The sequence below is a fragment of the Dactylosporangium sp. CA-092794 genome (assembly GCF_050948465.1).
Lineage (GTDB): Bacteria > Actinomycetota > Actinomycetes > Mycobacteriales > Micromonosporaceae > Dactylosporangium.
Genome location: NZ_CP192044.1, coordinates 6,212,612 through 6,239,086, shown reverse-complemented (window position 1 = coordinate 6,239,086; position 26,475 = coordinate 6,212,612). Strand labels below are relative to the sequence as shown.

Below are 26,475 nucleotides of genomic sequence, written 5' to 3'. Positions count from 1 at the left end.
CGCGGGGCGGGCCCGCCGTCAAGCGGTCCGCCGGGTTTCGACACCGCCCTCCGGCGGGCGCAGGCGGCGCGGGTCGACCTCGCGATCCGGGAAGCGGCGCAGGTACTCCGCCTCGAGCTCCGCGCTGCGCTCGTCGTGATGGGCCAGGGCCTGCGACGAGGCGTGCCGCAGCGCGTCGTCGCGGGTCTCGTGCAGGTGGCGCAGCTCGCGGGCGAGGTCCTCGTCGGACAGCTCCGCGGCGGGAACGCCCGCGCCGAGGGCGGTCGCCGCGTTGAGCTGCCGCAGGGCCTCGCCGGCCTCCTCCTGCGCGTACTCCCCCTCGGGCAGCGTCTCCAGCGCCGTGACGACGTCGGTGGGCAGGTCCAGGGCGACCGCGCGGCGGTAGATCTCACCGCTGCTGATCCGCTCCTGCCCGGTGTACACCTCGTCCAGCAGTTCCTCGATGTCGTACATGCGCTTGGGGTTACCCGCCCGCGGCCCGCCGACACCCCCGCGTGCTGGTATAGATCACGGTATGTGGAACCGTGCCGAACGCGCCCTGCGCGCGGCCTACCGCGCCGGCGCACCGCTCGATCTCGGCGGCGGCGCGGTCCGGGTGCGCGCGGCCGTGGTCGCCCATCTGCTGCTGGCCGGGCCGCCCGCGCGGCCGGGGCACACGGCCCGGGTGGACCTTTCCGGCGCGCGGATCACCGGCCGGCTGGACCTCACCGGGGCGCGCGTCGACGCGCCGCTGCGGCTGCGCCACTGCGTCTTCGACGAGCCGGTGACGCTCGACCACGCGGAGCTCGGCTCGGTCAACCTCGACGGGTGCGAGCTGCCGGGCCTCGACGCGGAGTCGCTGCGGGTGCGCCGGTGGTTCGGGCTGCGCGACGCCCGGGTGGCCGGCGCGGCGTGGCTGCACCACATCCGGGTCGGCGGCGGGCTGGACCTTTCCGGCACCCGGTTCGCCGGCGCGGTCAACGTGCAGCGGGCGGTGGTCGAGGGTGACGCGCGGCTCGGGCACGGCGCCGACTACGCGGCCGGGCTGCGGCTGGACGGCGCCCGGATCGCCGGCGACCTCAACCTGGCCCAGGCCGCATTCCGGGCACCGGAAAAGGGCTGGGCGGTCGACGCGAGCGGGGTAACGGTCGGCGGCGGTGTCTGGGCGCACGAATTGGTTGCCGACGGTACGGTCATGCTCATCGGCCTGCGGGCCGCCGCCGCGATCACGTTCCAGCGCAGCGTGCTGCGCTGCCCGGACGGCGCCGCGCTGCTGCTCATCGAGGCGCAGACGGCGATGCTCACGCTGCGCCCGGCGGCCGGTTCGGCCGGCGAGATCGTGCTGCGCGACGCCCACGTCGGCCGGCTCGTCGACGATCCGGTCCACTGGCCGGAGGCCTGCCGGGTCGAGCTGACCGGCCTGACGTACGACCGGATCAGCCGCCGCTCCGGCGACACCACCGAATGGTCCGCCCGGCAGCGGCTGGACTGGATGGCCCGGCACGCCACCGGCTTCGCGCCCGGACCGTATGACCAGCTCGCCGCCGCGCTGCGCCGCGACGGCCGGGAGGAGGAGGCCCGCCAGGTCCTGCGGGTCCGCGAGCGGCTGCGGCACCGGGCGATGGGCCGCCTCGGCGCGGTCTGGGGCGCGATTCAGGACGCCACGATCGGCTTCGGCTACCGCCCGGCGCGGGCCCTGCTGTGGCTGGTCGGCGTGCTGGCGGCGGGCAGCACGTGGTTCGCGCTGCGGGACCCGCTGCTGCCGATCAAGGCGGGCGAGACGCCGTCGTGGGATCCGGTGCTGTACACGCTGGACCTGCTCGTGCCCCTGGTCGACCTGGGCCACGAGCGCGCCTGGAATCCGGTCGGCCCGGACAAGGCGGTGGCCGTGCTGATCATGGCCGCCGGCTGGGTCCTCGCGACCACGGTCGTGGCCGGCGCGAGCCGCGCCCTGGGTCGCTGATCAACTTCTCGATCCGCAGGCTTCGTCTGCTGTACAACCGGCGGCCATTCACCATCGTTGATGCATTGCCTACATTCGCACTCGTCAATCGACGTTTCGAACGTGGGAGCTCCAACATGCTCGTGTCGAGCAGCATCCACCGGATCAAGGCGGCCGGCCTCGCGCTGGCCACGGCGGCCGCGATCGGTGCAGTGACCCTGGTGCCGACCGCGGCGCACGCGGCGGTCACCCCCGCCGCGCTCGCGCTGCGCTGGGCGCCGATCCACTACCAGGACGTCGACGCCACCGGCGCGCACGCGATCGGCGGCAAGGCCGACTACGTCACCAACGTCGACTACGACGGCGACCTGGTCGGGCGCAACAACTGGGAGCACGCGCCGAACTCCGCGCTGCGCGCCTACGTCTACTACTCGGTCGTGGAGACCAGCACCCACTGGTACCTCACCTACATGTTCTTCCACCCGCGGGACTGGATCGACCACCCGTTCTTCGAGACCGAGCACGAGAACGACGCGGAGGGCGTGCTGCTCGCGGTGGAGAAGGACGGCTCGGCCTACGGCGTGCTGCGCGCGGCGGTCACCGTCGCGCACACCGACTTCTACTCGTTCACCCCGGCCGGCAGCACCTGGACCAGCGGCGGCGAGACGGTCGACGGCACGCTGTCGCTGCAGACCAACCCGCACGACTCGCTGCAGCACCCGGTCACCGCGCAGGAGACGCACGGTCACGGGCTCAAGGCGTGGCCGTACTACAACATCGACAACAACGGCACCGGCGACGGCGTCGTCTACTACCCGTCCACGGTCGCCGAGGTGCCCTCCACCGGCAACGACCGGGACGTGCAGTACCAGCTGATCGACATCTTCGCCCCGAACGGCCTGTGGGCGCAGCGCGCGAACGCGAGCCTGTTCGCCGGTTACGGCACGTTCGCCGGCGACGACACCAACACCGGTTCGGACAGCTGCGGCAACGGTACGTGGGACTGCACGACCGATTCGGCCAACGCGCCCTGGGGCTGGGACGACGGCAACGACGTGCCGGCCCGCGGCGAGCTGGCCACCGACCCGGCGCGGGTGGCCGCCGCCTACTTCACGGTGCCGGGCAACCTGTCCCGGACGTACACCTCGAACACGTACAGCAACATCGGCTGACGACCGGAGCCGCACAGCGGCGGTGCCGGGCGGGTTGCCGCCCGCGCCGCCGCGCCCGTTGCAGGGGTCCGGCCGAGCGCCGGCCCGCCCGGGGCCGGTGGCGGCCGTTCCCGGGCGGAGTCTCGTGAGAGCGCTCTCACATAGTTGTACGTCGATATTAAACCGATGTCAACGTTTCGTTGCCGGCCGCCGGGGTGGCCGTTCGACCGGGGGCCGCCTGCCCGTACAGCCGAAATATCGGCGAAGCGACGGGTAGCTGACACTGCCGGGGTACCGCAGGCCCTATTCGGGTGCCTAGGCTCTGCACGTCGTCTCCCTGGAGGAATATCACATGGCTGTCCACGTGGACCTTGCAGCACCCGCAGACGAGCTGCGCCAGAAGCTCTACGACGGCCACCTGCTGGTGATGACGAAGCTGCCCTCCGTGGCCGCCTTCGTCGAGCACGCCCGCAACCAGCTCACCGAGCTGTTCTCGCCGTACGACCCGGAGCACGCCCACGAGCACATCCCGCCCGACGAGATGGCGAAGCTGCTCGGCCCGTGGAAGCCGCGCTTCATCCACGACCCGCAGTCCAAGAAGCTGGTGCGCAACATCATCGAGGAGGCCGGCTTCAACGCCGAGGAGACGCACTTCGACGTGCCGAAGCCGCGCACCTCGTTCCCGATGGGGCACCTCAACACCGGCGTCGCCTTCGCGTTCCCGTGGCACCGCGACGTGTGGTACTCCGCCCCGAACCAGCAGCTGAACTGGTGGCTGCCGGTGTTCCCGGTGCGCGACACCAACGCGATGTCCTTCGACCTGGACCGGTTCAACGCGCCGGTGGAGAACAACTCCGGGGACTTCGACTACTACCGCAACAACGTCGGCCGGCTCACCACCGCCTCCTCGGTCAAGCAGGAGGCCCAGGTCCGCCCGGGCGCCTACGAGCACACCCCGCCGAACGAGCTCGTCGTGCTGCCCGCGCCGGGCCAGGTGCTCATGTTCTCCGGCGCGCACCTGCACCGCTCGACGCCCAACACCTCGGGCGTGGCCCGCTACAGCATCGACTTCCGCACCGTGCACGTGCCCGACGTGCTGGCCAAGCGCGGCGCGCCGCTGGCCGACACCTACTGCACCGGCACCGCGATCCGCGACTTCGTCAACGTCGCCGACGAGTCCCGCTTCGCCGAGGAGACGGTCGTCGAGCTCTACGGCGCCCCGCCGGAGGACGCGATGCTGGTCTTCGAGGCCCCGAAGGGCTGAGCCGGGGCGGGCGGGAGTCCACTGTGGACCCCCGCCCGCGTCAATAGTTCTCCTGGACCGTGAGTCCGAAGGTGAATAGCGCGATCAGGCCGTAGATGCCGAGCGCGACGTAGAGCGCGATCCGCCAGCCCCCCGACGTGCGCGCGCACGCCTCGAGGTTGGGCTCCAGGTGCCCCTTGGGGTCGGTGTGCAGCCGGGCACTGCTGCCCGCCGACAGCTCGGCCTTGTCGCAGTACACCCAGCCGAAGTCGTGCTCGGTCCTGGCGTCGCTCACCCGGTAGCGGTAGTCGCAGTTGCCGCTGTCGTCGAGCTGGCAGTCCTTGTCCAGCACGACCACGTCGGTCCACACCCCGCGGTGGGCCTCGAGGTCGCCGCCGGCGAAGATGCTCGTGGCCACGACCAGGATCACCGCCGGCATGAACAGCCCGCAGCCGATCTCCGGCTCGCCCAGCGCGAGCGCCGGCGCGGCGAAGCACAGCAGCGCGCACGCGAGCGCGCCCAGGGCCAGCCCCACCAGCACCCGCTGCCACGACGCCGTGCCGACCTGGCCGGCGGCCACGTTGAGTCCCGCGGCGGCCAGGACGGTCGCCGCGGCGATGCACGCCCGCAGGTAGCGCATCAGAAGTTGCTCAGGACCGAGACGAACACGTCGTCGATGGTGGACGGGTTGCGCGCGTCGTAGGCCGCCGCCCGGGACGCCCGGGCGATACGCGACAGCGTCTTGAGATCGGACTTGTCGCCGAAGGCGATGGCGAACACGCGCACGGACCGCTCCAGGTTGTCGGCGTTGACGTCGCGCAGCAGCGCGTCGAGGTCGTTGTCCTGCGGATATTCGTTCTTGCCGTCGGTGAGCACCACGACCGCGTTGATCCGGTCGCTTTGGTACTGCCCGGCCATGCTCTGCTGGGCCGCCCGCACGGTCGCGTAGAGCGCGGTGCCGCCCTCGGGGTGCAGACCGTTGATCGCCGCGGTGAGCGGGCCGTCGTTGGCCCGCATCGGCGCGAACGGTACGACCTCGGTGTAGGGCTGGGTCTCGCCCCGCTCCGGTGTCGAGAACTTCCACAGCGACACCTCGTCGTCGGGGTGCAACCGTTTCAGCCCGTCGATGGCCGCCTGTTTGGCCGCCTCCAGCCGGCTGCGCCCGCCGCCGGCCGGCTCGTCCATCGACCCGGACACGTCGATGACCAGCAGCACCCGCGCCTTCTTGCGCAGGTCGTCCCACCCGGTCAGCATCTGGGCCAGCACCTGCGGCGACGGCGGGTCGATGAGCGTCAACGGCGGCTGGCCGCCGGGCAGGCCGATCGCCGTGGACAACGCCGTCCCGGCCTTTCCCTGGTAGTCGCGGAACCCGGTGGCGGCGAACCGCTGCTGCTGCGCGGGCTGGCGCAGGAAGTCCAGGAAGTCCGCGGCCGCGGCCCGCTGCTCCGGCGTCGCCGACGCGAGCGTCACATACGGGTGGTCGAACATCAGCGTGCCGTCCTTCGGGCTCACCGACACCAGCGGCACCCGCGGCTTGCGGCCCTTGCCGATGTTCGCCGGGTCACCGTCCGGCGCGCCCTCGTCGTACAGGAACAGCAGCTGCTCCTGCATCACCACGGCGCTGACGTAGGACGTGCTGCGGCCCTGCGCGTCGGCCTCGGCGAGGTTCGCCAGGAACTTCACCGCGTCGTCGGCGTAGTGCACGACGCTCGCCTCGACACCCCGCACGAAGTCGGTCACCTGCGGCCGGTTGAGGTCCTCGACGGTCAGGTCGCTGGACTTGCCGCTGGCCGCGTAGTACGCCGCGGCGGTCGCGGCCAGCCCGGACGTCGACAGGTGCGGATTGTCCTTGCCGAGCGTGAACCGTCCCCACTCCGGGTGCCCGTAGGCGCCCCAGCCGCGCGGATCCGAGGCCAGGGCCAGCACGTCGGCCCAGCCGAGCGGCTTGTCCGGCCAGCCCAGCGCCTCGGCCATCGGCTGGGGCATCCCGATCGTCAGCGGGCTCTGCGCGATGGAGGGAACGTCGGCCGCGTCGTCCAGCGGCGCCGCCCGGTCCAGCGCCGTGGTGCGCTCGCGCAGCAGCCCGAGCCACAGCGACGACGACGGCGTCCACACCTGCGGCGCCGGGGCGCCGTCGCGGGCCGGGTCCCACCCGGCGGCGAGCGCGTCCATGGCCGCGCCGGACGTCTTCTTGTGCACCGAGACGCCGGCGCAGTGCCCGTCGAAGGTCCGTCCCGCGGTGTTGTACCGGGAGGCCAGCTCCGCCAGCAGGTCGCCCTTCTCGGTCGAGGCGCTGACCTCGATCTTCACGCAGTCGTCGCGGCCGAGGTTGCCGTCGGCCCCCTTCGGGCGCAGCCACAGGTATGTCCCGGCGACCGCGACCAGGCCGACGACGACCGCGATCACCAGCGGCGCCCGCCTCACGCCGGTTGGCACCAGGACCTCACATCGTCCTTGTTGAGCACGACGATCAGCGCGATGTTGGTCACGACGCCGAGACACGCCTGCGGTACGACCCCGGCGGTGAGGGTGAGCAGACCGCTGAGACCGTTGAGCACGCACAGGCCGATCGCGGACCAGCGGGCCCACTCGTGGCCGAGGAAGACGAAGACCGCGGCGACGATCTCGGCGGCGGCGAGCACGGCGCCGGCCACCAGCGCGGCGAACACGGCGCCGGGCAGGTCGTCGTCGGAGCCGAAGAGGCTGAGCAGGAAACCGCTGACGATCACGCCGAGCAGGCCGAAGAACGCGAGCATGAGCGAGGCGGTCCAGACATCGCGGGGACGCTGGTTCACGGGGTCACCTCGGCGGTCCGCGCCGCGACGGTCCGCGCCTCACCCTGGCCCGCGGACCCGGCCTGGTCGACGGAGCCGGTCCGGTCCGCGGAATCGGTCCGGTCCGCGGACCCGGTCCGGTTGACGGAGCCGGTCCGGCTCGCGGAATCGGTCCGGCCCGCGGACCCGGTCCGGTTGACGGAGCCGGTTCGGCCCGCGGAATCGGTCCGGTCCGCGGACCCGGTCCGGCTCACGGAGTCCGTTTGGTTCGCGGATTCGGTCCGGTTCGCGGACCGTTCGTCGCGGGCGAAGGCCAGGCCCACGCCGGTGAGCAGCAGCGCGACGAGGACGTAGGCCGAGACCGAAAGCGCCGTGCCGGTCGCCGCGACCAGCTGCACGGCGATGATCGGGGCCAGCGCGCCGCCCAGGATGCCCGCGATCTGGTAGCCCATCGACGCACCCGAGTAGCGCAACCGGGCCGGGAACTGTTCGGCCACGAACGCCGCCTGCGGACCGTACATGGCGGCGTGCGCGACGAGGGCGACCACGACGGCGAGCGCGATCGCGGCCCGGTTGCCGGTGTCGAGCAGCGGGAAGAACGCGAACGCCCACACCGCCGCCGCGACCGCGCCGGCCGCGTACACCGGCCGCCGCCCGACCCGGTCCGACAGCGCGCCGAACAACGGTATGAGCACCAGCTGCACGGCCGAACCGATGAGCACCGCCGACAGCGCGTAGCCCCGCGGCAGCTTGACCGTGCCGGTGACGTACGTCAGCACATACAGCGTGAAGGTGTAGAACGCGACGTCGGTGCCCACCCGCGCGGCCATGGCCACCAGCAGGCTGCGCGGGTGCCGGGTGAGCACCTCGACCAGCGGCATCCGCGCCGTCGCCGAAGCCCCCTCGACCTCGGCGAAGGCCGGCGACTCGGTGACCGCCACACGGATCCAGAGGCCGACCACCACGAGTACCCCCGAAAGCAGAAACGGCACCCGCCAGCCCCACGACAGGAATGCCGCGTCGGACAGCGCCCCGTTGAGCACCCAGAGGACCCCCGCCGCCAAAAGGTTTCCGGCCGGCACCCCCACCTGGGGCCACGACGCGTTGAGTCCCCGCCGCTCGTCGCCGCCGTGCTCCATGGTCATCACCACGGCACCGCCCCACTCGCCGCCGAGCCCGAGTCCCTGCAGGAACCGCAGCGTGACCAGCAGGACCGGGGCCACGGCGCCCCACCGCGCGTAGGTGGGCAGCAGACCGATCGCGAACGTCGCGCCGCCCATGAGCAGCAGCGTCGCCACCAGCACGCCTTTGCGCCCGACCCGGTCGCCGAAGTGCCCGAACACGATGCCGCCCAGCGGCCGGGCCACGAAGCCGACGGCGTAGGTGGCGAACGCGAGCAGGGTCGCGGTCACCGAGGCGAAGGTGGGGAAGAACAGCTTGCCGAACACGAGGGCCGCGGCGGACCCGTAGAGGAAGAAGTCGTACCACTCCAGTGAGGTGCCGACGAGGCTGGCCAGAATGACCCGCCGGGGCGCTGAAACGTGGGGCTGTGTCGCCGTTGTCCGCTTTGCCATGGGTGGGCTCCTAACGGATCGTGAGAGCTGGCTCACAGCCCAAGGTAGAGGATTGTTCAACGATTCAGCAATAGACAATGCCAAGACCATCTATGGATCGCGTCGCCCCTACCGCCCCGGCGCGGGCCCGCCTACGACTGGAAGGCGTCCAGGAGCTGGCGCTCGGCGACGTCGAGGTAGGTCGCCAGGGCGCGGTCGGCCGCCGCGGCGTCCCCGGCGGCGAGCAGCTCGTAGATCTCGCGGTTGGTGCGCAGGTACGGCTCGTGGAACTCCCGCGGCGCGGACATCACCAGGAAGACCAGCCGCAGCTCGGCCAGCAGCCGGCGCACGGTCTCACTCACCCGCCGGCTCCCGGCCAGCCCGGCGACGGCCTGGTGGAAGCGCATGTTGGCGGTACCCACCTCGACCCAGGCCCCGCGGCGGGCGGCCTCCTCCGCCGACTCCACCGCCTCGCGGATGCGCTCGATCGCCCCGGCCGGCGCCGCGTTCACGCCCCGCACCGCCGCGCCTTCGAGGATCCGCCGGATCGCGTAGAGATCGCGCACGTCGTCGGCGGTGAGCTCGCGGACGAACACGCCGCGGTTGAACTCGTGGGTGAGCAGCCCCTCGTGCGAGAGCAGCCGGAACGCCTCACGCAGCGTGTTGCGGGAGACCCCGAGCGCCTCGCGCAGCGCCTCCTCGCTCAGCCGGGTCCCGGGCGGGAACAGCCCCTCGGTGATCCGATCCCGCAGCACCTCGGCGACCCGCTCGCCGTAACCACCCCGATCGAGCTGCGCACGATCATCGGCCAGCCGAAGGGCCCAGTCACCGGGAGCGGTAGCACGCGTCACGCTCTGCAGCATCGCACAATGCCGGATCGTTGAACAATCCGGCGCCCTGCCGACTCGCGCCCGGCGCCGGGGCACCCGAACTGCGGCTCACCGCGACCGGCGCCGCCGGCCTGCCGTCGGTTATGTGGCGCCCGGTCTGCGCGTCCCAGCAATCTGGGGCGGGCACGGTCGGCGATCACGTCCCGCCCGTCGGCCGCCGCGCGGTACAGGCGGCGACCGGAAGTCTCCGTGATCATGCGCATCGCGGCATCGACACCAACGGTTTTTCATGATCACGGAGCGCTGATGTACCCCCGTGTACCACAAGTCTCCGGGATCATGGCAAACCCGGTGTGCGGCCACCGCGGGCATCATGATCACGGAGACATACGTCCGGCCCGGCCGCGCGGATCGCAGGTTGCGCCCGGCGGGTGCGACATCCGCACCGGTCCGCCGCGCAGATCGCAGGTTGCGCCCGGCGGGTGCGACAACCGCACCGGTCCGGCGCGCCGGTCGGGGGCGACGCCGATGATCGCCGGTGCACCATCGGTGGCCACCGACGCCCGGCCGGCGACGGCCGCCCGACGTCAACCGGCACGACCAGCGCGCTGGCCTCCTACACCACGCCGGCGGACGTGACCCGGCCGGCTCGGCTAGAGTGTCGCCAGCGAACTGACGCGAGGTGCCCCGGCGACGGGGAGAATCTGGGAAGCCGGTGCGAGTCCGGCACGGGCCCGCCGCGGTGATCGGGGAGCCGCCGCCCACGTCCGACGCGGACAGCCACTGGCCGACCGGCCGGGAAGGCGGGCGGGCCGGCGTCGATCCGAGAGTCCGAAGACCGGCCTCGCGTACCGTGCGCCGCTCCGGCCGGGGCGGCCCGAGGCAGCGGGAGCCTGCCCGTCACCATGAGCAACGACCTGTACGACGTCATCCACCGGCGGCGCGACGTGCGCGCCCAGTTCACCGGTGCGCCGGTGCCCGACGCGGCGCTGGCACGGATCCTCTCCGCCGCGCACGCGGCGCCCAGCGTCGGGCTGTCCCAGCCGTGGGACTTCATCCTCGTTCGGGACCAAACGACCCGGCGGGCGTTCTTCGAGCACGTCCAGCGCGAGCGCGACACGTTCGCGGCGAGCCTCGATCCGGACGCGGCGCGGCGGTTCGCCCGGATCAAGATCGACGGGGTGCTGGAGTCCAGCCTTTCGGTCGTCGTCACCTACGACCCGCGGCGCGGCGGCCCGGCGGTGCTCGGCCGGCACGCGATCGCCGACGCCGGGCTCTATTCGGTCTGCCTGGCGATCCAGAACCTCTGGCTGGCGGCGACGGCCGAGGACCTCGGCATCGGCTGGGTCTCCTTCTACCGCGAGGCGTTCCTCCGCGACCTTTTGCACATCCCGGATACGGTACGTCCGGTCGCATGGCTCTGCCTGGGCCCGGTGACCCACCTCGAAACGGTCCCCGACCTGGAGCGGCACGGCTGGCGCCGGCGCACGCCGCTGGCCGAGGTGGTCCACCGCGACCGCTGGTAACGGCACGCCGCGGCCGTCAGGCAGGGCGGCGGAACGGCGTCGCGGCCGTCAGGCAGGGCGGCGGAACGGCGTCGCGCGGAGGCGGTGGTGCGCGCCGCCCATCGCCTCCGCGCCGCGCAGCAACGCCTTCGGGAACTTGGCGACGACCGTGTAGTTGGTGTCCACCACGTTGGCGACCGGCGTCAGCGCGGCCTGGGACACCAGCTGGTAGGCGTCCAATGTGGACTGGCCGGTGAGCTCGGCCACCCAGCGGACCATTTCGGTGTGCGCGATGCGGAAGGCGTCCTCGAGCGGCCGGGCCGAGCCGGTGGTCATGAGGTACGTGTCGTCCTCCAGCCGCGGCCACGGCGTCGGGACGCCCTTGAGCAGGTCGACCACCGCGACGGTGTCCATCGCGCACTCCACGGCCACGCCGCAGGTCTCCCCCTCGCCCTGCCGGGCGTGCCCGTCGCCGAGGCTGAACAGCGCGCCCTCGACGTTGACGCCCAGGTAGCACGTGGTGCCGGCGCGCATCTCGGGGGTGTCCATGTTGCCGCCCCAGCTGCCGGGGGTCAGCGACGAGCGCACCTCGCTCAGCGGCGGCGCGACGCCGACGGTGCCGTGCATCGGGTCCAGCGGCAGGTCCGCCCGGAAGGCGGAGTCCAGCGCGCTGTAGCGCACGAGCCGCTCGGTGAGGTCGAGCTCGTAGTACCAGGTGCGCTCGGCCAGCGGCTCGTGCAGCATCGCGGTGAGCCCGGTCGCGGTCAGCGAGCCGAAGAACGGTACGGTCGTGCTCACGCCCCAGTCGTACCGTGGTTCGATGCTCAGGAAGTGCACGACCAGCGTGTCGCCGGGCTCGGCGCCCTCGATGTGAAACGGTCCGGTCTGCGGGTTGAGGTAGCGCGGGTCGCACACCTGGCTGGCGAGGTCCGATGTGGACCGGACCCGGCCGCCGAAGCAGTCCCGCGTCCACGTGTACAGCACGGTGCCGGGGGCCAGCGACGCCACCGGGGCCGTGCCGCCGAACGTGTACACGAGTGTCGCCGGGTCGGCCTCGGCGTCCGGGTTCCAGTCCATGGGGCGCGTTACTCCCGTTCCTTGGCTTCGTCGAAGACGTGCCGGCCGATCGCGGCGTAGGTGGCGGGGCTGCGCATCTTCAGCACGAACACCAGCACCAGGCCGACCGCGAACGTGCCGAAGACCAGATACGGGATGGCGTGGAAGAACGGCGAGCCGGCCGCGCCGCCGCCGGCGAACTCGAGGTTGCTGAACAGCAGGTAGACGACGTAGAGCATACCGATGCCGCCGAGGGCCGGGATGATCCCGGTGGTCACGAGGTTGCCCGGGTGGGTCTTCTTGACGTGGAAGTACCAGATGACCGCCACCGACGTGATGGACTGCACGAGCAGGATGGCCATGGTGCCGACCAGGGCGAGCAGACCGTATTGGTAGACGTAGCCGCCGGTGTAGGGGTCGTCGCCCTTGACGGTCAGGAAGTAGAACCCGACGGTGACGACCGCGGTGATGATGCTCTGCACCAGCGAGGCGATGTGCGGCGAGCGGTGCTTGGCGTGGGTGGCGCCAAGGCTGCCGTGCAGCGCCGGGATGTCGCGGCCGAAGGCGAACATGTAGCGCGAGGCGGCGTTGTGGAACGCCAGTGCGCAGGCGAACGAGCCGGAGACGATGAGGAAGAGGTACAGGTACGTCACCCACGACCCGCCGAGGTTCTTCTCGGCGAGCTTGGTGAACATGCCGATCGAGTCATTGGCGGCCAGGTCGACGGCGTCCTTGCGGCCGTCGCCGGCGATGACCATCCAGGACACGAAGGTGTAGAACAGGCCGAGCCCGACGACCGCGATGAGGGTGGCCCGGGGCACGATCCGCTTCGGGTTGCGCGACTCCTCGCCGTAGACCGCGGTGGTCTCGTAGCCGACCCAGGACCAGAACGCGAAGAACAGGCCGAGCGCCGCGGTGCCGGCGGCCAGCGGCGCGCCGGCGGCCTGGAGGTCGAAGCCGCCGCCCGCGGGCAGGTCCTTGAACGCCGAGAACGGGTTGACCGCCGTCGCGAGCCAGCCGTCGGGGCCGCCGCCGTGGAACAGCACCGATAGCGCGAGCGCGGTGAGCAGGATGACCTCGGCGATGAGCATCACGCCGAGGAACACCGCGGCGATGTTGATGTCGAAGTAGCCGAGCAGCCCGATGACGACGATGCCGATCGCGCCGAGCAGCAACCAGTTGACGTCCCAGCCGAACCATTTGTCGAGGGCGTCGTGGGCGAAGTACGAGAAGATGCCGATGAGCGAACCCTCGAACACCACGTAGGCGACGGTGGCGAGCAGGCCCGTGGCCATGCCCCACACCTGGCCGAGCCCGTGGGTGACGAAGCCGTAGAACGCACCGGCGGTGGTGATGTGCCGGGCCATCGCGACGAAACCGACGCTGAACAGGGTGAGCACCACGGTCGCGACGAGGAAGCCGGCCGGGGCGCCGATGCCGTTGCCGAACGCGACCGCGATCGGCACGTTGCCGGTCATGGCCGTGATGGGAGCGGCGTTGGCGACGGCCATGAACAGCACGCCGGCCAGCCCGACCGCACCCACCTTGAGCGTGTTGCCCGCACGGGGCACCGGGGCTTCCTCGATCGCCTCGGCGCTGAGATTCTCCTGAGTGGTCACGGCAGTGCCCTTCGTCTCCGCTGCGCGAAAAGGTCTGGAGAAACGGTGAAGGGAACCAGACCATTCGGTTGCGCACCGGCCCGCTACGGCCAGGTAAAAACCATGTGACGCCGATTGACCGGGCCCCATGGGCGCTGCTACACCTCCGTACCAATACGCCGATTCGGTCCGGAGGAGGCGCACCATTTTCAACTTCGCCGACAAGTCCGAGGTCCTCGACGCGTCGCGCCGCTACTGGAACCCGGGGAAGACGAACTTCTGGTCCGACGCCGGCGTGCCGCTGGTGATCGACCGCCGCGAGGAGTACTTCCTCTACGACATGGACGGCGGCCGGCTCATCGACGTGCACCTCAACGGCGGCACCTACAACCTCGGCCACCGCAATCCCGAGGTGGTCGCCGCGGTCCGCGACGGCCTCGACCATTTCGACGTCGGCAACCACCACTTCCCGTCCATCGCCCGCGCGGCGCTGGCCGAGGCGCTGGTCACCAGCGCGCCGCCGGGCATCGGCAAGGTGATCTACGGCAGCGGCGGCGGCGAGGCGGTCGACATCGCGCTGAAGACCGCCCGGCACGCGACCCGGCGCCGGCGGATCGTCTCGGTCATCAAGGCGTACCACGGCCACACCGGCCTCGCCGTCGCGGCCGGCGACGACCGGTTCACCCGGATGTTCCTGGCCGACCGGCCCGACGAGTTCACCCAGGTGCCGTTCAACGACCTCGACGCGATGCGGCAGGCGCTGCGCAACGGTGACGTGGCCGCGGTCATCATGGAGACCATTCCGGCCACGTACGGTTTCCCGCTGCCCGAGCCCGGCTACCTGGAGGGGGTCAAGGCGCTGTGCGAGCGCCACGGCACCCTCTACATCGCCGACGAGGTGCAGACCGGGCTCATGCGCACCGGCGAGCTGTGGGGCATCACCAAGCACGGCATCGCCCCGGACCTGCTGGTGACCGGCAAGGGCCTGTCCGGCGGGGTGTACCCGATCACCGCGGTGCTCGTCGGCGAGCGCGCCGCCGGCTGGCTCACCGAGGACGGCTTCGGGCACATCTCCACGTTCGGCGGGGCGGAACTGGGCTGCGTCGCCGCGCTGAAGACCCTGGAGATCACCCTGCGACCGTCCACAAAGGACCGGGTCGCGGCGCTGACCGAACGGTTCGCCAACGGTCTGCAGGAGATCCGGCAGCGCTATCCGGACTGGCTCGTCGGCATCCGGCAGAACGGTCTGGTCATCGGTCTGGAGTTCAACCACCCCGAGGGCGCCAAACTGGTCATGCGGCGGCTGTACGAGCAGGGGATCTGGGCGATCTTCTCCACATTGGACCCGCGGGTGCTGCAGTACAAGCCCGGCATCCTGCTCAGCGACGAGCTCGCCGACGAGATCCTGGACCGCACCGCGACCGCGATCGGCAAGTCGCGGTGACCCCGCTGGAGGTGGCCCGGGCCGCCCTGCGGCACTACCCGGTCGACCCCGCCGCGACGCTGACCCTGCTCAACGTGAGCGAGAACGCCACGTTCGCGGTCGACGACCCGGCCGGGCGGCGCACGGTGCTGCGGGTGCACCGCACGGGGTACCACACGCTCGAGGCGATCGAGGCCGAGCTGGCGTGGCTGAACGCGTTGCGCACGGAGGCCGGGATCCGCACCCCGCAGGTGCTGCCGAGCGTCTACGGCCGGCGGGTGGTCACCGTGCCGGCCGGGCCGCCGGAGGAGCCGCGCCGGGTGGTGATGTTCGAGCACCTGCCCGGCACCGAGCCGCCCGACACCGACCTGCCGCGGGCCTTCGGCACGCTCGGCAGGATCACCGCCCGGATGCACGAGCACGCCCTGCGCTGGCGCCGGCCGCCCCGGTTCACCCGGTTCGCGTGGGACTACGACGCCGCGTTCGGCCCCGCGGCGCGCTGGGGGCGGTGGCAGGACGGCCCCGGGATCGGTCCGGCGGAGATCAAAATACTCGGTCGCCTCGACGCTACTCTGCGTCACCGTTTGGCGGTCTTCGGCAAGGGTCGGGACCGCTATGGCCTCATCCACGCCGACCTGCGGCTGGCGAACCTGCTTGTGGATGATTCGGACACCTTCGTCATTGACTTCGACGACTGTGGATTTGGCTGGTTTCTGTATGACCTGGGTTCGGCGCTATCGTTCCTCGAGCACGACCCACGGGCGCCGGAGTTGATCGCGGCGTGGGTCGACGGATATCGCGCAGTGCGTCCGATGCCTGGGGCGGACGAGGCGGAGATATCGACGTTCGTCCTGATGCGGCGGCTACTGCTGGTCGCCTGGATCGGGTCGCACGGCGATACCGACCTCGCGTTGTCCACGGGCGCGGAGTTCACCGCGGGCACCTGCGCGCTGGCCGAGTCGTATCTGTCCAAGTTCTGAAGGAGTTCGTGTGTTCACATCAGTCGCCGGGCGCTCCGTCGTCGTGACCGGCGGCAGCCGCGGCATCGGCCGCGGTATCGCCGCCGTCTTCGCCGCGGCCGGGGCCAATGTCACGATCGTCGGGCGGGACCGGGCCGCCCTGGACGCGGCCGCGACCGAGCTGAAGGCGGCCGTCTGCGTCGCCGACGTGTCCAACGTGGACGAATGCCACGCGATGGCGGCCGCCGTCGTGGAACAGTTCGGCGGCATTGACGTGCTGTGCGCCAATGCCGGGATCTTTCCCGAGTCCACATTAGACACCATGACCGAGGCCGAATTCGACCGGGTGTTCGGCGTCAACGTCAAAGGTACCGTGTTCAGCGTGCAGGCGTGCACGCCGGCCCTGGCCTCGAGCGGCCACGGCCGGGTCGTCGTCACGTCCTCGATCACCGGCCCCGTGACCGGGTTTCCGGGCTGGTCCCACTACGGGGCCAGCAAGGCGGCGCAGCTGGGCTTCGTGCGTACCGCCGCCATCGAATTGGCCCGCAAGGGCATCACGGTCAACGCCGTGCTGCCCGGCAACGTGCTGACCGAGGGCCTCGCCGCCCTCGGGGAGGACTACATCGACCAGATGACCGCATCCATCCCGCTCGGCCGGCTCGGCGACGTCGCCGACATCGGCCACGCGTGCCTGTTCCTGGCCAGCGACGAGGCCGGGTTCATCACCGGCCAGACCCTGGTCGTCGACGGCGGCCAGGTGCTGCCCGAATCACTGGCGGCGCTGGCATGAGCAGCACCGCGATCGTCATCAACGGCGGCACGGCCAGCGGGGGGGCCGTCGCCGCCGACGTGCACAGACGCATCCTCGACCACATCCGCGACCGCGGCCTCGCGCCCGGTGAACGCCTCGGCGGCGAGCGGGATCTGGCCCAGACCTTCGGCGTGAGCCGTTCGTCGGTCCGCCAGGCGCTGGCCACGCTGGAGCGCACGGGTGCGGTCCGCCGGGTGCCGGGTCGGGGAGGCGGCACGTTCGTCGGGCTGCCAAAGGTCGACCGCGACCTGTCCCGGATTGTGGGGGTACCGCAACTGCTGCGCCGTCAGGGCATGCACGCGGGCACCCGGGTCCTGGGCACCGCGCTCGTCATGGCCGACACCCCGACGGCCGCCGCATTGGACCTGCCGGAGGGCTCGCACGTGTTCGACATCGTGCGGATCCGGCTGGCCGACGGCGAGCCGATGTCGCTGGAGCACGCCCGGCTGCCGGCCGCGCGCTTCCCGGGCCTGCTCGAACTGCCGCTGGTCGGATCGCTCTACGACCTGCTGGCGGAGAACTTCGACACCCGGCCGGACACCGCGATCGAGAACATCGAGATCGTGCTGGCCGATGCGGACGAGGCGGGCGTCCTCGGGCTGGCCAAGGACGCGCCCCTGCTGTCCGTGGTCCGCACGACCCGGGACGCGGACGGCGTGCCGTTCGAGTATTCGCACGACCTGTTCCGCGGCGACCGGATCAGCCTCACGGTGCGCCTGACCGTCGACGTTCCGGAGACGGTCGTCACGGCGTGAGCACAGGCGGCGGCCGCCGCGGTTACGGCCGCGGCGGCCGCCGCGAGCACATCCGGCGGCCCCCGCGGTCACGGCCGTGGGGGCCGGCGTGAGCAGATGTGGCGACCCCCGCGGTTACGGCCGTGGGGCCGGCGTGAGCACATGTGGCAACCCGGCGATTACGGCCGTTAGGGCCACCGCGCACGCATCGTGCCCACCGCGCGGCCACACCCTGCCACCGCCCGTGCCGGACCGTAACCGCCGGGCCCGAGGCTGCGGCTTGGCCGCCTTGCCACCGTGCGGACCGCTCGCGACCAGCGTGAACACTGCCGGGCCGCCGTCCGGCGCCCGGCGGCCCGGGCTCTGGCTTACCCGGTCCCCGGGCGGGTACGAATAATGGTATGGACGAGGAGACACCGATCATTTCGGGAACGCCGGCCGCTGCGCGCACCGTCGACGCCAACGGCCGGCACGAGGTCCGCACCGGAGCGGACCAGCAGTGGACAGCGGAGGACCTGGCCGAGGCCGAGGGGCACGACCCGACGCCGAAGAACGTCCAGCGCGCCCAGCACGAGCTCGACGAGCTCGGGCCCGCCGCGATCGAGAAGACCGTACCGTAACCCGGCGTTTCGGTTCCGGTCCGCCCGGCCGCGGGCGGACCGGAACCTTTACCCGGTCAGGGCGTCACGTCGGCGCTGTCCAGCGCCACGTTCCAGCCGCTGCTGGCCGGGTTCTTCGTGCCGGTGACCCGGATCCGCAGGGTGTGGGTGCCGGCGGCCAGCCCCGGGCTGGTCCAGGCCACCCCGGAGGCGTTGCGCACCGGCGCGTAGTTGTCCATGAGGGACTCCGCGCCGCCGTCCACCGACAGGGCCATGATCTGCTGGTCCGTGTCACGCACCGCGTGCAGCGCGACGCCGGTGCCGGTGAAGGTGAAGGTGGCGGTCGCCCCGGCGGTGAAGCTCCAGTTCGCGGTGCCGTTGAACATGTCCGGCACGCCCGTGGTGAGGCCCCAGTTCGCGCCGTAGGAGAACCGTCCGTCGGTACCGTCGAACGTGGACACCGCCGCCGTCGTGACGTCGGCGCGGTCCAGCGCGATGTTGGTGCCGGTGCTGGCCGGGTTGCGCTGGCCGGTGTTGACGATGGTCAGGGTGTGCGGACCGTTGGCCAGGACCGGGCTGGTCCACACGACGCCCGACGCGTTGCGGGCCGGCGCGTAGTTGTCCACCGTGGATGCCGCTCCCCCGTCGACCGCCACCGTCATCCGGCCCTGGTCCACGTCGCGGACCGCGTGCAGGGCGGCCTGCGTGCCGGTGAAGCGGAACGTGGCCGTCGCGCCGGCTACGAAGCTCCAGTTGGCGGTGCCCGCGTACATGTCCGGCACGCCGGTCGTCACGCCCCAGTTGGCTCCGTAGCTGAAGTCGGGGCCGTTGGCGTCCACAATGGTCGGTCCGCCGGTCGTGCCGCCGTCGAGCGGGGTGCCGAGCGTCACCGTGTAGGCGTCGCTGCCCGACGTCATCGGCACGGCCACGCTCAGCGCGCCACCGCTCACCGTCACGTCGCCGCTGCTGACGACGGCCGGGCCGCTCAGCGGTGACTGGTTGACGATGCGCTGGACGGTCACCCGGGCCCGGCCGTTGGTCACCAGCCAGGACGGCACGCCGCTGAACGCGACCGTGGTCGTTCCGGTCTGGCCGGTCTGGTTGCCCAGCAGGGCGACCGCGCGCCCGGCGGTGCGGTCAATGGTCGCCGCGACTCCGATCGGGCCCGAACCGTTGGCGCCGACCAGGTTGCCGGTCATCTGGGCGTACGCCCGGTAGACCCACCATTGGCCGGTCGGCTGGCCGTTCCACAGGACCGAGTCGAGCGTGCCGGCGGTGCAGCAGTCGGACCAGATCGCGTGCGCGGCCGCGGAGACGCCGGAGGCCGCGAGCCGGTCGAGGAACCACGCGAGGTAGCCCGGCTGCTGTTGCTGCGCGAACAGGTACTCGTCGATGGTCAGCGGCAGCTGGGCGACACCGCGCGCGGCGAGGACGGCCTGCGCGTCGGCCGCGTCGGCGAGCGGGTCGTTGCCGAAGTGCCAGTTGAGCACGTTCGGCAGGGTGCCGTCGGCCTTCGTGCGGGCCACCCAGGCGTCCAGCCAGCCGTGGTTGTAGCCGGAGTACGACGGCCCGACGATGACGGCCGACGGGTCGAGCCGGCGGATCTCGGTGACCGCGGTGTCCCACATCTGGTAGTACTGGGCGCTGTTGACGCCGCGCGGCCAGAAGCCGGTGCCGTCCGGCTCGTTCCAGATATCGTACCGCACGCGCACGCCCGACGCGCGCACGTCACCGACGAGCCGGGTGATGAACGAGCGCCAGTTGGTGCAGTCGCCGTTGTCGCACGGGTAGACCGTATTGGCCGGCTGCTCGGTGTCGGCGCCCCACACGTCGGACACGAGCAGGTGGTAGGTGGCGTTGTGGGGCGCGGCGGTGACCCGGCGGGCCTGGGCGACGGCCGAGTCGATCCGCACCCGGTAGCCGCTGCCGGCGGCGTAGCCGTCGCCGATCCAGCCGTGGCCGGCGATGCGGGCGCCGCCGCCGCGGAACAGCGTGGGCCGCAACGGTTGCAGCAGGTTGTCGGCCGGGGCGGAGCCGTCCTGGCTGAGACCGTAGAGGAACCCGGCGCCGGCGCCGGTGGGGGTCTTGCCGGTGGCGGCGAGGTCGACGGTGACGGTGGTGTCGGCGGCGTGCGCCGCGGACGGCACCGCCGCCAGCGACAGGCCGAGGAGCAGGACGGCGATGAGGCGGCCTGGCGGAGCTGCGCGGGACATCAGTCCTCCTGGTTGATCGGGAGACGGGCGTCGTCTCGCAGGAACAAGGGAATCCGGGCCAGCGGCGCGTCGACGGTGACGCGCCGCCCGCCCGGGAACGTGGTGCCGGAATCGGTATGGGTCCAGGTGGCGCCCGCCGGCAGGTACACCGCGCGCTCGCGGGCGCCGGCCGCGGTCACCGGCGCGACCAGCAGGTCGCGGCCGAACAGGAACGCGTCGTCGACGTCCCAGGCGGCCGGGTCGCCGGGGAACTCCAGCAGCAGCGGGCGCAGCAGCGGCAGGCCGGTGCGCAGCTGCTCGTGCAGGTACGGGCGGAGCCGCTCGCGCAGCCACAGGAAGCGGGTGAGCACGGCGTAGACCTCCGCGCCGTACGACCAGACCTCGTTCGGTCCGCCGGCGACCCCGACGCCGGCCTTTTCGGTCCGCGGCTCGCGGTGGCCGTGCAACCGGAACAGCGGGCAGAACGCGCCGAACTGGAACCAGCGCACGAGCAGCTCCCGGTACCGCGGGTCGGCCGGGTCGCCGCCGTGGAAGCCGCCGATGTCGGTGGTCCACCACGGCATGCCGCTCAGCGCCACGTTGAGCCCGGCCCGCACCGACATGGCCAGCGCCTCGAACGTGGCCGGGATGTCACCGGACCACAGGGCCGCACCGTAGCGCTGGGAACCGGCCCACGCCGAGCGGACCAGGGTGAGCACCTCGGTCTCGCCCCGGCCGCGCAGGTACTCGTAGGCGCCGCGGGCATGCTCGCGCGGGTAAAGGTTCGCGACCTCGGCGCCCGGACCGGCGGCGAGGCTGAGGTTGTGGAAGTGGCCGGGCCGCATCTCCGGCTCGCAGGCGTCCAGCCAGAACGCCCGCACGCCGTCCTTGCCGTAGGAGTCGTGCACCCGCGACCAGAGGAACTCCCGGGCCCGCGGGTCGGTGGCGTCGTAGAACGACACCCCGATGGGCGCATCGGTCTGCCCGTCCGGCCATTCCGCGTGTACCGCCGCGCCGTTGTCGGTCGCGACGAGCAGCCCGGCGGCGCGCATCGGTTCGTGGTTCGCCGACAGCGGGCTGACCGACGGCCAGACCGATACGGCCAGCTCGACGCCGAGCGCCCGCAGCTCCTCGGCCATGGCGGCGGCGTCGGGCCAGGCTTCGGTGTCCCAGTCCCAGTCGCCGAGGTGGCGCCAGTGCAGGTAGTCGGCGACGATGACCGACAGCGGCAGGCCGCGGCGATGGTACTCGCGGGCCACCGCCAGCAGTTCGGCCTGGTCGGCGTACCGCAGCTTGCTCTGCCAGAAGCCCGACGCCCACGCCGGCAGCTCGGGCGCGGGCCCGGTCACCTCCGCGTAGCGGCGCAGCACGTCCGCGGGCGCGCCCGCGGTGAGCCAGTAGTCGATCTGGTGAGCCCGGTCGGCGACCCAGCGGGTGCCGTTCTCGGCGAGTTCGACCCGGCCGATCGCGGGGCTGTTCCACAGCAGACCGTATCCGCGGCTGGAGACCGTGAACGGTATGGTCACCTCGCCGTTGCGCTGCTGCAGGTCCAGCACCATGCCCTTCTGGTCGAACCGGCCGTGGCCGTGCTGGCCCAGGCCGTAGAAGCGCTCGCCCGGGTAGGCGGCGAAGCGCTGCTCGACCCGGTGCAGCCCGTCGGCGGAGGCGTCGAAGTGCCGCGCGCCCGGCCACCAGAAGTGGGCCGGCTGCTCGCGCAGCAGCTCGGCGCCGGTGTCGGTGCGGGACGCGGTGAGCAGCCCGCCCGGGCTCACCTCGACCCGCAGCCGCCCGTTGACGAGCGCGTTGCCCTCGACGGTGGCGGTGGGCGCGGCCGGCGGGCGGGGCAGCAGCGCGCCGGGCAGATCGGTCCGCACCCGGTGCAGGCCGGCCCGGACCCGGACGCTGTCGGCGCCCCACGGCTCGGCGACGAGCACGTGGTGGCCGTGCCGCCAGGTCAGCTGAGTGGACACAGTGGACGGTCTCCTAATCCTAGACGCTGCCGCTGGTGATGCTGGCCGCGACGTAGCGCTGGGCGAGGACGAGCAGCGCGGCGACCGGCAGCGAGGCGATGACGCCGGTGGCCATCACGCTGTTCCAGTCGCTCAGGTGCGCGCCGATGAAACGGTAGATGCCGACGGTGATCGGGGCGGCCTCGTCGCGGGTGGTCAGCGTGACCGCGAAGAGGAAGTCCGCCCAGGCGAACAGGAACGAGAACAGGCTCGCGGTGATGATCGCGTTGCGGCTGACCGGCAGGATCACCGACCTCAGCGTGCGCAGCGCCGAGGCGCCGTCGAGCTGGGCCGCCTCCCGCAGCTCACCGGGGATGCCGCGCATGAACGCGTGCAGGATGAGCACGGCGAACGGCACGCACAGCGTGGAGTCGGCCAGGATCAGCGCGAGCGGCGTGTTGAGCAGGTACAGCCGGTTGGCGGCGACGTAGAACGCGTTGGCCATCACGATGCCCGGGATCATCTGCGCGACGAGCAGACCGAACAGCAGCGGACGGCGCAGCGGCGCGCCGGCCTGGGCCAGACCGTAAGCGGCCGGCACGGCGACCATGAGCGTGACCGCGACCGTCCCGAGCGCCACGTAGACGCTGGTGAGCAGGTGGCGGCCCTGGCTGCCCAGCGCGTTGCGGTAGCCGTCCAGCGTGCCGTGGATCGGCAGCCAGACCGGCGTGGACCGAACCAGCTCCGTGGACGGCAGCAGCGACGCGTTGATCATCCAGTACAGCGGAAACAACATGACGGCCAGCACCAGCACGCCGACCGCGGTGTTCAGCGCGCGCCTCACGATGCGCGCCGTTCCGCGCGCAAGTAGCCGAACGCGAACACCACGGCGACCAGGATCAGCAGGTTGCCGACCGCCGCGCCGCGGCCGAACGCGAGCTGCTGGAAGGAAAGGTCGTAGGAGTAGGTGGTCAGCGTCTGCGACGAGTCCGCCGGGCCGCCCTGGGTGAGCACCATGATGACGTCGAACACCTTCAGCGTGTAGATCAGGCCGAGCGTGAGCACGACCGAGGTGACCGGCCGCAGCAGCGGCAGCGTGAGGTGCCGGAAGCGCTGCCCCGCGCCGGCGCCGTCGAGCTGCGCCGCCTCGTAGAGCTCGGCCGGGATCGCCTGCAGCCCGCCGTAGAGGATCACCATGTTGAACGGTATGCCGACCCAGACGTTGACCAGCGTGACCGCGGCGAGCGCCACGCTCGTGCTGGCGAGCCACGGAATCGGTTCGCCGATCAGGTGCAGCCCCAGCAGCGTCTGGTTCAGCACGCCGGAATCGGTCTCGAGGATCCACCGCCACGCCGTACCGGAAACCACCAGCGGCAGCAGCCACGGGACCAGCAGCAGCGAGCGCAGCAGACCGTTGAGTGGAAAGGTCCGCCGGAAGAACACCGCCAGCGCGAGCCCGACGCCGAACTGCAACGCCAGCGATCCGGCGGTGAACAGGACCGTGTTCATGACCGTTCCGGCGAACGCCGGGTCGCGGAACACCTCGCGGTAGTTCCGCAGCCCGGCGAACGGTGCGACACCGGTGTAGAAGGACGAGACCGTGAAGTCCTGGAAGCCCATTCGCACGTTGGTCGCGAGCGGGTACAGGTAGAACACGACCAGGTACAACCACGCCGGGAGCACGAAGCCCAGCCTGCGCAGGCTCATCCCAGCGAGGCCTGGGCGGCTTTGAGGGCCTCCTCCGGCGACTTGCCGCCGGCCAGGCACGCCTGGATCGCGTTGAACAGGGCCTCGCTCGCCTTCGGGTACGCGGTGCCGAGCTCGGCGGTGCGGGCCTGTGCGGTGGCGACCTCCTCGACGAAGGCGGCCAGCCGCGGGTCGCCCTGCGCGAGCTGCCGCGCGGCGGCCTGGTTGCTCGGGATGTAGCCGGCGTCCTTGGACCATTCGAGGCTCTTGTCCGGGCCCAGCAGGCACTTGAGCACGGCGAGCGCCTTGGCCTCGCGCTGCGGGTCGCTGTGCCCGACCGTCCACATCTCGCCGCCGAGCGGGGTCACCGGCTTGGCGGTCGGCGCCGGGATCGGGATCGGCACGATGCCGAACTTCAGGTCCGCCTTCTTGTCGAGCGTGGGCAGCTGCCACGGACCGTTGACCATCATGGCCGCGTTGCCGGCCATGAACTGGTCGTTGACGTCGGCCTGGGTCCAGGTGACCACCGACTTCGAGGCGGCCTTCGCTTGGACGAGGTCCTGCCACAGGCTCAGCGCCCGCACGGCCTCCGGCGAGTCCAGTTTGGACAGGCTGGCGCCCGCGGTCCAGAAGAACGGTTCGAACTGGAAGCTGCCCTCCTCGGTGCCGACGGCGGAGAACGCGACGCCGTAACGGTTGCCCTTGGTCAGCGCCTTGGCGGCCGCGGTCAGCTCGTCCCAGGTCTTCGGTGGCTGCAGCCCGGCCTGGGTGAAGAGGTCCTGGTTGTAGTAGAGGGCCAGACCGTTGACGCCGGGGGCGATACCGTACGTGTCGCCCTTGTACTTGCCGGCGGCCACGATCGACGGGTACAAACCCTCGGTCGGCAAGTCCTTCAGCGGGACCAGTCCGCCGGTGGCGGCCAGCTGCGGCAGGTCGGGGTTGTCGACGAGGGCCAGATCGGGCAGCGAGCGGCTCGACGCCTGCTGCAGCAGCTTGGGCATGAACTGGGCGCGCGGCACCTGCTGGTGCTCGATCTTCACGCCGGTCTGCGCGGCGCACTCGTCGAGGATCTTCGGCAGCTGCGTGTTCTGCGGCGCGGCCTCGTAGTAGTCGATCTCGGTGAGGGTGCCGGCGTCCGGCCGGCCGCCGCCGGCGCCGTCCCCGCAGGCGGCGAGGGTGAGGACGGCGGCGAGGGCGACTGCGAGTCTTTTCATGTCGGGGCGCCTCTCTGGCTGTCGAACTGATTCGACAGACCGAATGGGGTGTCGTTCTTTCCAGGGGTGTGGTCGCGTCAGCGGACCTTCAGGACGGGGGCCAGCATCGTGACGGACGGCTGGGCCTCGCCGTTGAGCACGCCGGCGAGCCGCTGGACCGCGGTGCGGGCCAGCTCTTCCACCGGCAGGGAGACCGAGGTGACCGGCCGGGCGAGCCGGTCGACGGCGTCGTCGGGGCAGATGGCGACGATGTCGACGCCGGACCGGCCGAGCCCGGCGAGCCGGTCGACGACCAGCGGCAGGGCCCACTCGTTGTACACGATCATCGCGGTGACGCCCGGGTCGCGGGTCAGCAGGTCGCTCAGCGCGTCGGCCACCCCGCCGGCCGACGGCTGGCAGGAGGTCCAGGTGGCCCGGGCGCCCTGCTCGCGCAGCGCGTCGAGGGCCCCGTCGCGGGCATGGGCGGCGTACGCGACGCCGCGGCGGTACGTTTCGGGATGCTGGCCGAGGAAGCCGACGTGGGTGTGCCCGCGCGCCAGCAGGTGCTCGGCCGAGGCCCGGCCGCAGGCGGCGAAGTCGAAGTCGACGTACGGCAGACCGTATGGGTTGTCGGGCGTGCCGACCAATACGGCCGGGCAGTGCAGCGAGCGCAGCAGCCGGGCCCGCGGGTCCTTCTGCTGCACCTCCATGAGCATCACGCCGTCGACGAGCGCCGTGCCGACCGCGTCGCGGATCGCCGACGTACCGTCGTCGTCGGTCAGCATGAGCAGCTTGAGCCCCGCGTCCTGGGCGGCGGTGAGGGCGGCCCAGACATACGGCATCTGGACCTGGTTGTGCGGACCGTGCACCAGCGGCAGGGCCATGGCGATGACTCCGGTCCGTTTGGTCCGGATGGACCGCGCGCCGGCGTGCGGGCGGAACTGCAGCTCGGCGATGCTGGCCTCGACCCGGGCGATGGTCTCGGGCGAGATGGATCGGTTGCCGCTGAGCACGTACGACACCGTGCTACGCGACACGCCGGCGTGCTTGGCCACGTCCGCGATGGTCACTGCCATTGTCCGAGTCTCCTCCTTCCACCGTCTTGCCGCTGGCCCTCTGTCTTGCCGCCGGTCCCCTCTGTAGCCCCCGCCCCGCCGTGCCCCGCCCTACTGGGGCGCCGACCCGTCGCAGCGCCCGCGTCATCCCGGCCATCCCGCCGCCCTGCTGCGGCGCCGACCCGTCGCAGTGCCCCCGTTCGGCTGCCGTCGCCACACCGTGCCGGTCGCCACACCGTGCCG

General features: G+C 71.8%; 23 protein-coding genes and 1 riboswitch. Of the genes, 9 read left to right on the top strand and 14 right to left on the bottom strand.

Annotation, left to right across the window (positions count from 1 at the left end; translation table 11 throughout):
- Nucleotides 1-18 precede the first annotated feature (18 nt).
- Nucleotides 19-453, bottom strand: coding sequence for a DUF6158 family protein (locus ACQPXD_RS26315; protein ID WP_432843060.1), 435 nt, complete (start codon nucleotides 451-453; stop codon nucleotides 19-21).
- 61 nt (nucleotides 454-514) lie between these two features.
- On the opposite strand from ACQPXD_RS26315, the gene ACQPXD_RS26310 reads away from it, so the two are divergent.
- The 3 genes from ACQPXD_RS26310 (at nucleotide 515) to ACQPXD_RS26300 (ending at nucleotide 4,336) form a co-directional block, all read left to right on the top strand.
- Nucleotides 515-1,942 carry a hypothetical protein gene (locus ACQPXD_RS26310; protein ID WP_432843058.1) on the top strand — a complete coding sequence of 476 codons (1,428 nt, stop codon included), beginning with the start codon at nucleotides 515-517 and terminating at the stop codon, nucleotides 1,940-1,942.
- 116 nt (nucleotides 1,943-2,058) lie between these two features.
- Nucleotides 2,059-3,093 (top strand): hypothetical protein, encoded by a 1,035-nt coding sequence (locus tag ACQPXD_RS26305; protein ID WP_432843056.1) that lies wholly within the window; start codon nucleotides 2,059-2,061, stop codon nucleotides 3,091-3,093.
- Nucleotides 3,094-3,424: 331 nt separating this feature from the next.
- Nucleotides 3,425-4,336: a hypothetical protein gene (locus ACQPXD_RS26300; protein WP_432843054.1), complete on the top strand. Its 912-nt coding sequence runs from the start codon at nucleotides 3,425-3,427 to the stop codon at nucleotides 4,334-4,336.
- Between the two features lie 40 nt (nucleotides 4,337-4,376).
- On the opposite strand, the gene ACQPXD_RS26295 is transcribed toward ACQPXD_RS26300, so the two are convergent.
- The 5 genes from ACQPXD_RS26295 to ACQPXD_RS26275 all read right to left on the bottom strand — a co-directional run bounded on the left by ACQPXD_RS26295 (nucleotide 4,377) and on the right by ACQPXD_RS26275 (nucleotide 9,493).
- Complete coding sequence (locus ACQPXD_RS26295) at nucleotides 4,377-4,955, bottom strand: hypothetical protein (protein ID WP_432843052.1); 579 nt, start codon at nucleotides 4,953-4,955, stop codon at nucleotides 4,377-4,379.
- Nucleotides 4,955-6,739, bottom strand: a complete 1,785-nt coding sequence (locus tag ACQPXD_RS26290) for a substrate-binding domain-containing protein (RefSeq protein ID WP_432843050.1) — start codon at nucleotides 6,737-6,739, stop codon at nucleotides 4,955-4,957. Before ACQPXD_RS26290 ends, ACQPXD_RS26295 begins: the two co-directional genes overlap by 1 nt.
- Nucleotides 6,736-7,110 carry a hypothetical protein gene (locus ACQPXD_RS26285; protein ID WP_432843048.1) on the bottom strand — a complete coding sequence of 125 codons (375 nt, stop codon included), beginning with the start codon at nucleotides 7,108-7,110 and terminating at the stop codon, nucleotides 6,736-6,738. The genes ACQPXD_RS26290 and ACQPXD_RS26285 overlap by 4 nt, the downstream gene beginning before the upstream one ends.
- The gene (locus ACQPXD_RS26280) at nucleotides 7,107-8,663 is read right to left on the bottom strand and encodes an MFS transporter (protein WP_432843046.1); all 1,557 of its coding nucleotides are present in this window, start codon (nucleotides 8,661-8,663) and stop codon (nucleotides 7,107-7,109) included. The genes ACQPXD_RS26285 and ACQPXD_RS26280 overlap by 4 nt, the downstream gene beginning before the upstream one ends.
- 131 nt (nucleotides 8,664-8,794) lie before the next feature.
- Nucleotides 8,795-9,493 carry a GntR family transcriptional regulator gene (locus ACQPXD_RS26275; RefSeq protein ID WP_432843044.1) on the bottom strand — a complete coding sequence of 233 codons (699 nt, stop codon included), beginning with the start codon at nucleotides 9,491-9,493 and terminating at the stop codon, nucleotides 8,795-8,797.
- A 647-nt stretch (nucleotides 9,494-10,140) separates the two neighbouring features.
- A riboswitch (cobalamin riboswitch) is annotated at nucleotides 10,141-10,327 on the top strand.
- A 50-nt stretch (nucleotides 10,328-10,377) separates the two neighbouring features.
- Between ACQPXD_RS26275 and bluB the strand changes: the two genes are divergently transcribed.
- A complete protein-coding gene (gene bluB, locus ACQPXD_RS26270; protein WP_432843042.1) occupies nucleotides 10,378-10,998 on the top strand; it encodes a 5,6-dimethylbenzimidazole synthase in 621 nt (206 codons plus the stop codon).
- Nucleotides 10,999-11,046: 48 nt separating this feature from the next.
- Here bluB and ACQPXD_RS26265 read toward each other — a convergent pair whose 3' ends face one another.
- Nucleotides 11,047-12,054: an acetamidase/formamidase family protein gene (locus tag ACQPXD_RS26265; protein ID WP_432843040.1), complete on the bottom strand. Its 1,008-nt coding sequence runs from the start codon at nucleotides 12,052-12,054 to the stop codon at nucleotides 11,047-11,049.
- Between the two features lie 8 nt (nucleotides 12,055-12,062).
- Entirely contained in the window at nucleotides 12,063-13,652 is a 1,590-nt protein-coding gene (locus ACQPXD_RS26260) for an APC family permease (RefSeq protein ID WP_432843038.1), read from the bottom strand.
- Nucleotides 13,653-13,779: 127 nt separating this feature from the next.
- Here ACQPXD_RS26260 and ACQPXD_RS26255 point away from each other — a divergent pair, with 127 nt between their 5' ends.
- The 5 genes from ACQPXD_RS26255 (at nucleotide 13,780) to ACQPXD_RS26235 (ending at nucleotide 18,178) form a co-directional block, all read left to right on the top strand.
- Entirely contained in the window at nucleotides 13,780-15,075 is a 1,296-nt protein-coding gene (locus ACQPXD_RS26255) for an aspartate aminotransferase family protein (RefSeq protein ID WP_432843036.1), read from the top strand.
- On the top strand, nucleotides 15,072-16,034 hold the full coding sequence (locus ACQPXD_RS26250) for a phosphotransferase enzyme family protein (RefSeq protein ID WP_432843034.1): 963 nt from the start codon (nucleotides 15,072-15,074) through the stop codon (nucleotides 16,032-16,034). The genes ACQPXD_RS26255 and ACQPXD_RS26250 overlap by 4 nt, the downstream gene beginning before the upstream one ends.
- 10 nt (nucleotides 16,035-16,044) lie before the next feature.
- Nucleotides 16,045-16,803, top strand: coding sequence for a 3-oxoacyl-ACP reductase FabG (gene fabG, locus ACQPXD_RS26245; RefSeq protein ID WP_432843032.1), 759 nt, complete (start codon nucleotides 16,045-16,047; stop codon nucleotides 16,801-16,803).
- Nucleotides 16,800-17,579, top strand: coding sequence for a GntR family transcriptional regulator (locus ACQPXD_RS26240; protein WP_432843030.1), 780 nt, complete (start codon nucleotides 16,800-16,802; stop codon nucleotides 17,577-17,579). Before fabG ends, ACQPXD_RS26240 begins: the two co-directional genes overlap by 4 nt.
- Before the next feature lie 380 nt (nucleotides 17,580-17,959).
- Complete coding sequence (locus ACQPXD_RS26235; RefSeq protein WP_432843028.1) at nucleotides 17,960-18,178, top strand: hypothetical protein; 219 nt, start codon at nucleotides 17,960-17,962, stop codon at nucleotides 18,176-18,178.
- A 56-nt stretch (nucleotides 18,179-18,234) separates the two neighbouring features.
- Here the strand turns inward: ACQPXD_RS26235 and ACQPXD_RS26230 are convergent, their stop codons facing one another.
- The 6 genes from ACQPXD_RS26230 to ACQPXD_RS26205 form a co-directional block, all read right to left on the bottom strand.
- Complete coding sequence (locus ACQPXD_RS26230; RefSeq protein ID WP_432843026.1) at nucleotides 18,235-20,370, bottom strand: hypothetical protein; 2,136 nt, start codon at nucleotides 20,368-20,370, stop codon at nucleotides 18,235-18,237.
- Nucleotides 20,370-22,319 carry a glycoside hydrolase family 31 protein gene (locus ACQPXD_RS26225; protein WP_432843024.1) on the bottom strand — a complete coding sequence of 650 codons (1,950 nt, stop codon included), beginning with the start codon at nucleotides 22,317-22,319 and terminating at the stop codon, nucleotides 20,370-20,372. The genes ACQPXD_RS26230 and ACQPXD_RS26225 overlap by 1 nt, the downstream gene beginning before the upstream one ends.
- 19 nt (nucleotides 22,320-22,338) lie before the next feature.
- The gene (locus tag ACQPXD_RS26220) at nucleotides 22,339-23,142 is read right to left on the bottom strand and encodes a carbohydrate ABC transporter permease (protein ID WP_432843022.1); all 804 of its coding nucleotides are present in this window, start codon (nucleotides 23,140-23,142) and stop codon (nucleotides 22,339-22,341) included.
- Complete coding sequence (locus ACQPXD_RS26215) at nucleotides 23,139-24,005, bottom strand: carbohydrate ABC transporter permease (RefSeq protein WP_432843020.1); 867 nt, start codon at nucleotides 24,003-24,005, stop codon at nucleotides 23,139-23,141. Before ACQPXD_RS26215 ends, ACQPXD_RS26220 begins: the two co-directional genes overlap by 4 nt.
- On the bottom strand, nucleotides 24,002-25,198 hold the full coding sequence (locus ACQPXD_RS26210) for an ABC transporter substrate-binding protein (protein ID WP_432843018.1): 1,197 nt from the start codon (nucleotides 25,196-25,198) through the stop codon (nucleotides 24,002-24,004). Before ACQPXD_RS26210 ends, ACQPXD_RS26215 begins: the two co-directional genes overlap by 4 nt.
- A gap of 77 nt (nucleotides 25,199-25,275) precedes the next feature.
- Nucleotides 25,276-26,253 carry a LacI family DNA-binding transcriptional regulator gene (locus ACQPXD_RS26205; RefSeq protein WP_432843016.1) on the bottom strand — a complete coding sequence of 326 codons (978 nt, stop codon included), beginning with the start codon at nucleotides 26,251-26,253 and terminating at the stop codon, nucleotides 25,276-25,278.
- Nucleotides 26,254-26,475 lie beyond the last annotated feature (222 nt).

What these genes read in the sequence shown, in the direction of transcription:
- ACQPXD_RS26315 (WP_432843060.1), bottom strand. Translation starts at nt 453, where the DNA reads ATGTACGACATCGAGGAACTGCTGGACGAGGTGTACACCGGGCAGGAG.
- ACQPXD_RS26310 (WP_432843058.1), top strand. Translation starts at nt 515, where the DNA reads ATGTGGAACCGTGCCGAACGCGCCCTGCGCGCGGCCTACCGCGCCGGC.
- ACQPXD_RS26305 (WP_432843056.1), top strand. Translation starts at nt 2,059, where the DNA reads ATGCTCGTGTCGAGCAGCATCCACCGGATCAAGGCGGCCGGCCTCGCG.
- ACQPXD_RS26300 (WP_432843054.1), top strand. Translation starts at nt 3,425, where the DNA reads ATGGCTGTCCACGTGGACCTTGCAGCACCCGCAGACGAGCTGCGCCAG.
- ACQPXD_RS26295 (WP_432843052.1), bottom strand. Translation starts at nt 4,955, where the DNA reads ATGCGCTACCTGCGGGCGTGCATCGCCGCGGCGACCGTCCTGGCCGCC.
- ACQPXD_RS26280 (WP_432843046.1), bottom strand. Translation starts at nt 8,663, where the DNA reads ATGGCAAAGCGGACAACGGCGACACAGCCCCACGTTTCAGCGCCCCGG.
- bluB (WP_432843042.1), top strand. Translation starts at nt 10,378, where the DNA reads ATGAGCAACGACCTGTACGACGTCATCCACCGGCGGCGCGACGTGCGC.
- ACQPXD_RS26265 (WP_432843040.1), bottom strand. Translation starts at nt 12,054, where the DNA reads ATGGACTGGAACCCGGACGCCGAGGCCGACCCGGCGACACTCGTGTAC.
- ACQPXD_RS26255 (WP_432843036.1), top strand. Translation starts at nt 13,780, where the DNA reads ATGGGCGCTGCTACACCTCCGTACCAATACGCCGATTCGGTCCGGAGG.
- ACQPXD_RS26240 (WP_432843030.1), top strand. Translation starts at nt 16,800, where the DNA reads ATGAGCAGCACCGCGATCGTCATCAACGGCGGCACGGCCAGCGGGGGG.
- ACQPXD_RS26235 (WP_432843028.1), top strand. Translation starts at nt 17,960, where the DNA reads ATGGACGAGGAGACACCGATCATTTCGGGAACGCCGGCCGCTGCGCGC.
- ACQPXD_RS26230 (WP_432843026.1), bottom strand. Translation starts at nt 20,370, where the DNA reads ATGTCCCGCGCAGCTCCGCCAGGCCGCCTCATCGCCGTCCTGCTCCTC.
- ACQPXD_RS26215 (WP_432843020.1), bottom strand. Translation starts at nt 24,005, where the DNA reads ATGAGCCTGCGCAGGCTGGGCTTCGTGCTCCCGGCGTGGTTGTACCTG.
- ACQPXD_RS26210 (WP_432843018.1), bottom strand. Translation starts at nt 25,198, where the DNA reads ATGAAAAGACTCGCAGTCGCCCTCGCCGCCGTCCTCACCCTCGCCGCC.
- ACQPXD_RS26205 (WP_432843016.1), bottom strand. Translation starts at nt 26,253, where the DNA reads ATGGCAGTGACCATCGCGGACGTGGCCAAGCACGCCGGCGTGTCGCGT.